The 5,179-nt window shown below is 67.5% G+C and carries 6 protein-coding genes and 1 pseudogene; all 7 read right to left on the bottom strand.

The genetic code is table 11. The annotated features are described in order from the left end of the window. Positions 1-225: trehalase-like domain-containing protein (locus tag VJS38_RS20925; protein ID WP_324090082.1), on the bottom strand; the 225-nt coding region annotated here is incomplete at its 3' end. 17 nt (positions 226-242) lie between these two features. Further along, a complete protein-coding gene (locus VJS38_RS20920; RefSeq protein WP_324090081.1) occupies positions 243-908 on the bottom strand; it encodes a UPF0149 family protein in 666 nt (221 codons plus the stop codon). Further along, positions 892-2,535: an IS66 family transposase gene (gene tnpC / locus VJS38_RS20915; protein WP_324090080.1), complete on the bottom strand. Its 1,644-nt coding sequence runs from the start codon at positions 2,533-2,535 to the stop codon at positions 892-894. Before tnpC ends, VJS38_RS20920 begins: the two co-directional genes overlap by 17 nt. A gap of 70 nt (positions 2,536-2,605) precedes the next feature. Further along, positions 2,606-2,953, bottom strand: coding sequence for an IS66 family insertion sequence element accessory protein TnpB (gene tnpB, locus VJS38_RS20910; protein WP_324090079.1), 348 nt, complete (start codon positions 2,951-2,953; stop codon positions 2,606-2,608). Next, on the bottom strand, positions 2,950-3,291 hold the full coding sequence (gene tnpA, locus VJS38_RS20905; RefSeq protein WP_324090078.1) for an IS66-like element accessory protein TnpA: 342 nt from the start codon (positions 3,289-3,291) through the stop codon (positions 2,950-2,952). The genes tnpB and tnpA overlap by 4 nt, the downstream gene beginning before the upstream one ends. 352 nt (positions 3,292-3,643) lie before the next feature. Continuing rightward, positions 3,644-4,828: a glycosyltransferase family 87 protein gene (locus tag VJS38_RS20900; protein ID WP_324090077.1), complete on the bottom strand. Its 1,185-nt coding sequence runs from the start codon at positions 4,826-4,828 to the stop codon at positions 3,644-3,646. A 96-nt stretch (positions 4,829-4,924) separates the two neighbouring features. Further along, positions 4,925-5,179: pseudogene (locus VJS38_RS20895) on the bottom strand (hypothetical protein); the annotation flags it as partial.

The raw sequence follows: 5,179 nt of genomic DNA, 5'->3' as shown, positions 1-5,179 counted from the left end.
CAGGGTGTCCGGAAGATAGCGCCGGCGGATGCGGACCTCGGGATCGGCCGGCGCGATCCGCCAGCAGCCGTGGGCCTCCTCGCCCAGCAGCGCGGCGAAACAGGCGTCGGAATCGAACCTCGGCCAGCACAGCCAGTCGATCGAGCCCCCGCGGGAAACCAGGGCCGCGGTCCGGCAGTCGCCGATCAGGGCGTAGTCCTCGATCCGGCGTAACCATCCGGCCAAGGCCGCGGACGCGGTTCTCAGACGTCGGCCCCGCAGCACTTTTTGAATTTTTTCCCGGATCCGCAGGGGCACGGATCGTTGCGGCCGGTCTTTGGTCCGGTTGAACGCCGCTGAGGGGCTGAGCGGGCGGCGCGCCAGAACTCGGCAATTTCCAAGATGGCCACGGGGACCAGTTCGCCGGCGTCGGCGAAGAACTGGTTTTCGGCCTCGTCCGGCAACTGGAGGAGCGATGCGCCATCCTCGTCACAACAGAGCGCCAGAATGGGAACGAGGCTGTGGACGTGTTTCTCGGACCTGAAGAGTTTCTCCCAGGCGTCGGTGCGCAGGTGGACGGCCTGCAGGAACCCTTCGGCCCAGTCGGCGGCGATGACCTCGCCGGCGGGCGTTTCCATGAAGATCGGCTCGATGACGCCGTCGGCGATCTGCCCGAGGATCTCATTGTAACGGCTCATGATGGCGCCGAGGATCGCTTCGGCTTGGGCTGCGTCGTCGAAGACAGGCTCTTCGCCGCCCCAAATGATCGGCAACCATTCACTGGGCAGGATGAGTTCGGGACCGATGGCCAGGCCCGTCAGGAAGCCGTCGAGGTCGCTCAGCATCATGCCGTCGTCGGGAGCCTGATCAGACATCAGGAACTCGTCGAGCCCCTCCAAGTCGCTCCCCAGATCATGCGGCGACAGCATGGCCAATCCTCTTCCAGTTCCAGGGCAGGAGCTCGTCGAGCCGCTGAGCGGGATGGGCGGCGAGGCGGGCCAGGACATCAGCGAGCCAGGCCTGCGGGTCGACGTCGTTGAGCTTGGCGGTGACGATCAGGCTGTAGAGGATGGCGGCGCGCTGGCCGCCGCGGTCCGAGCCGCAGAAGAGCCAGGCCTTGCGGCCGAGCGCCACGCCGCGCAGCGCGCGCTCGGCGGCGTTGTTTGAGAGGCAGATCCGTCCGTCTTCCAAGAAGCGGGTGAAGGACGGCCAGCGGCGGAGCATATAGCCCATGGCCTTGGCCAGATCGTGCCCGCGCGAGAGCTTGTCGCGGGTGGCGATCATCCAGGCCTCCAACTCGGCGGCCAGCGGCGCGCTGCGGGCGTGGCGCGCTGCCAGGCGCTCGGCCGGCGGCAGGCCATTGATCTCGCGCTCGATGGCGAACAGGGCGTCGATGCGCTGCACCGCCTCCAGGGCCAGCGGATAGACCGGCTTGGGCTGCTCGCCGCGGGCCTTCTTGATCGCGGCGGCCTCGACATCGGCGAGCTCGAAGACCTTGCGGCGGCCGTGCGCCCAGCAGCTCGCTTCGAGGATCGGCGCCGGCGTGCGCTCGGGCGTGTAAAGATCGCCATAGCCGCCATAGGCGTCGGCCTGCAGGATCCCGCTCCAATCCGCCAGGTGCGTCTTGGGATGCTCGGCCCGGCGATCGCGCGAGTAGTAGAACACCGCCGCCGGCGGCGCAGGACCTGCGAACGGGCAATCGTCGCGCACATAGACCCATAATCGGCCGACGTCGGTCTTGCCCTTGGCCAGGACGGGGACCGTCGTGTCGTCGCCGTGCAGCCGCTCGGCGGCGAGCACATGAGCTTCGAGGCGTTGGAAGAGCGGCATGAGCGCGGCGGCGCCCGCGCCGACCTGGTCGGCGAGCGTCGACAGGCTTAAGCGCACGCCCTCGCGGGCGTAGCGCTCCGCCTGGCGGTTTAGCGGCTGGTGCTGCCCAAACTTCTCGAACAGCAGCATGGCCAGGAAGCTCGGACCGGCCCAGCCGCGCGGCGTGACGTGGAACGGGGCCGGCGCCTGGCTGATCGCCTCGCAATCCCGGCAGGAGAACTTCTCGCGGACGTGCTGGATCACCTTCCACTGGCGGGGGACCACCTCCAGCGTCTCGGTGACGTCCTCGCCCAGCTTGGAGAGGCGCGCGCCGCCGCACGCCGGACAGGCGCAAGGCGCGGGCTCTACGACCCGCTCCCGCGGCAGGTGCTCGGGGAACGGCTGGCGTGAGGGCCGCTGGCGGGTGAAGGCGGCCACGCTCTGCGTCTTGGCCGCCGCCGTCTCCGCGGCGATCTCGTCCTCGCAGGCGGCGGACTCCAGCTCCTCCAGTTGCAGCTCGAGCTGATCGAGCAGGCGGCGGGTGCGCTCGGCGTGCGGCCCGAACAGCTGGCGCTGAAGCTTGGCGATCTGCAGCTTCAGATGGGCGATCTGGGCCTGATCGTCGGAGGCCCTGGCGCGGGCGACGGCCAGCTCGGCCTCGGCGAGATCGGCCCGCGCCTCGGACGCCGCCAAGGCCGCCCTCAGCGCTGCGAACTCCTCCGGCCCAGGCGAAGCGGCCCCATCCATGGCCAGATGGAATCACAAAATCCGCCGCTTGAGGCGCCCCAAAATGCCGCCCCGCCGGAGAAATTTCGCCCTATCCGGCGCTCGCCGGCCGCCAGGTGTGCTGCGGGTTACGCCAGTCGATGCCCTCGAGCATGTAGCCGAGCTGCGCGGCCGTCAGCGCCACCACGCCGCCCTCGGCCGAGGGCCACACGAACCGGCCGCGCTCCAGCCGCTTGGCGTAGAGCGACATGCCGATGCCGTCGTGCCAGAGGATCTTGATCAGCCCGCCGCCGCGTCCTCGGAAGACGTAGAGATCGCCGGCGTGCGGATCGCGCTCCAGCTGCTCCTGGACCAGCAGCGCCAGGCCCTGCATGCCCTTGCGCATGTCCGTATGGCCGGTGGCGATCCACACCCGCACGCCCGCGGGAAGCGGCATCATCGCAGCGCCTTGAGCGTCGCCGTCACCAGATCCGCCGGCGCGCTCGCCATCACCTGCACCCGCGCGCCACCGGGCAACTCGACCAGCATCGCCGGCCCTTGCGCCCGCTCCGCCGGCTCATCCGACGATGCGATCAGCACCGCCGGCGTGAGGCATGGCGGCGGCGCCAGTGCAGCACGCCGCCAGCGATAAAGAAGGCTGGTGCAGATGTCCGCGCGCCGGGCCGTCTCCGTCACGCTGCCGCCTGGGCCGAACGCCTCCGCCAGCAGCTCCAGCTTCTGCTCTTCGCTCCAACGGCGACGGCGCTCCGGGCCCGTGATGACCGTCGTGTACGCCATGCCGCTGCTAACACCGCTCCAAACCACGCTGTTAGCAGTGAAGCTTTGCCTCAATCATCGGAAGGCGGCCCTCACCGGAGGGTTACGAGGAATGTCCGGTCCATGTGGCTGCAGACAAATAGCGCGAAAAGGGCGCCCAGGCCGAATCGGCCGAAGCCTGCCGCGATGGGGCGTAGGGCGAGGGCTGAACCCGCCAGCAGGCCGGTGGCGTGGAGCGGCGTGATCAGTCGGACAACCTTTGCCTCTGATCAGGACGAGACCACGGAAACCAGGAACACAAAGGTCGCGGGGCGAATGCCGTTATCGAGTGGTCCGATGAGTAAACTGGTCGGAGATGGGCGCTTTCTGTTCTTCAGGGGCTATTCGCCGAAGACCCGAAAGTGCGCCGCAGAATCAGGCAGAAGATTGCGGCGAGCACGATGGGCGCGAGCGGCGCATGTGCTGCTATGGCTATGCTTCGGGCGGCGAGTGGAAGCACGTACCCACTTAGAAGTCCGATCTTCTCCCAAGGGCGAAAGCCGGTCGCAAGACCTTCCCGCGTCAGCCAGGCAAGCGGCGCAGCAAGAATGACCAAGTCGTAGTCGAGTAGGAACGGCGTCGCAAGAAGCGCGGCCGTCATCAGCAGCGCCGCCTCAGCGCGTGGTCCAGGCCGCCGTCGGATCGCCCCGACAAGCGCCATTCCAACGGCCAGGGTGGCTACTGCCTGAAGCGCATAGGCGAGCGCGACAGAACCGCCCAACACCCGGACCGCCGCGAAGGCGCTCATCATCTTGGGCCCGAGGATGCCTTGTTCGAGGGTCGTGCGGGCGAGCGCCGAGCTGGCCAGGAAGCTTCGCCAAGTATTCGCGCCAAATGCTAGGTAGCTCATTGCGGCGAACGCGGTCAAGGTCGCCGCTGCGGCGGCAATGGTCTTCCAACGTCCCCCAGCAGCCAAGGCTACGGGCAGCATGATGCCTAGGTGTGGCTTGAAACCGAGCAGGCCGAACGCGATGCCGGCGAGTATCGGCCGCCGTTCGAGCCATAGCCCGCCGACGCTGAACAGAGCCGCCGTAAGGAAAGCATTCTGACCATGGCCTAAAGTAAGAAAAACGGCCGGGAAAGCGACAACGGTGGCCCAATCGATCCGACGATCAAGCCATCCTCTCAAACTCGCTGCGAACGCCGCGAAGGTTGCGGCCAGCCACGTCGCCAGTGCGCCAAGATACGAGAGCATCGCCAACGGTGCGCACGTAAGCAGGAACATCGGCGGATAGAAGAAGGCGAAATACCCGAGGTCCCGGCCGAATATGGCGATCTCGGCCGCACGGTGCGCTTGCGGATCGTAGACCGCGGCCGACTGGCCAGCGAGAACAAGCTCGGATGCGGCGTAGAAGCTGACGAAATCCGTGCCAAGTGGCTTTCCGGTCGGATCCAGGCCGCCATGTGCGAAGCTCACCAAGGCCGCGGCGCCGGCGCCGGACGCGGCGAGCAGGGCGTTGCGCCACGCCTTTGCACGGTCGGCCTTGAGCCACGCGGCGTCGCGCAGTGCTTTCAGCACGGGCGATAGCTTCTGCTGGCGCCGGTCAGCTCCAAGGATCGCCATAGGGACAATGGTTCTCCGCCAACTCGTCGGCGTCCACGTTGAAGGCGACGCCTAGGGATGGACGACCGTCAGCTTGGTCGGGAGGCTGAGGTGTTCGAGGTAATAATGCGGGGCGGCAAAATGAGTAATGTAGCCCGCAATCATCGCGCCTGCCGCAATGGCGACGCCATAGGGAACGCCTCGCTTCCCATTTTCGCCACGGCCGCGCTTCGTAAGGGCCCGCATGGCGGATTTCGGGCGCAGTATGAGCATGCCGAGCGCCAGCGCTCCCCCGACCAGAGTCGTAGCGACGAACAGAAGAAGCAG

It is taken from the genome of Phenylobacterium sp. (assembly GCF_035276905.1).
Classification (GTDB): domain Bacteria; phylum Pseudomonadota; class Alphaproteobacteria; order Caulobacterales; family Caulobacteraceae; genus Phenylobacterium.
This window is presented reverse-complemented; position numbering and strand designations above follow the sequence as displayed.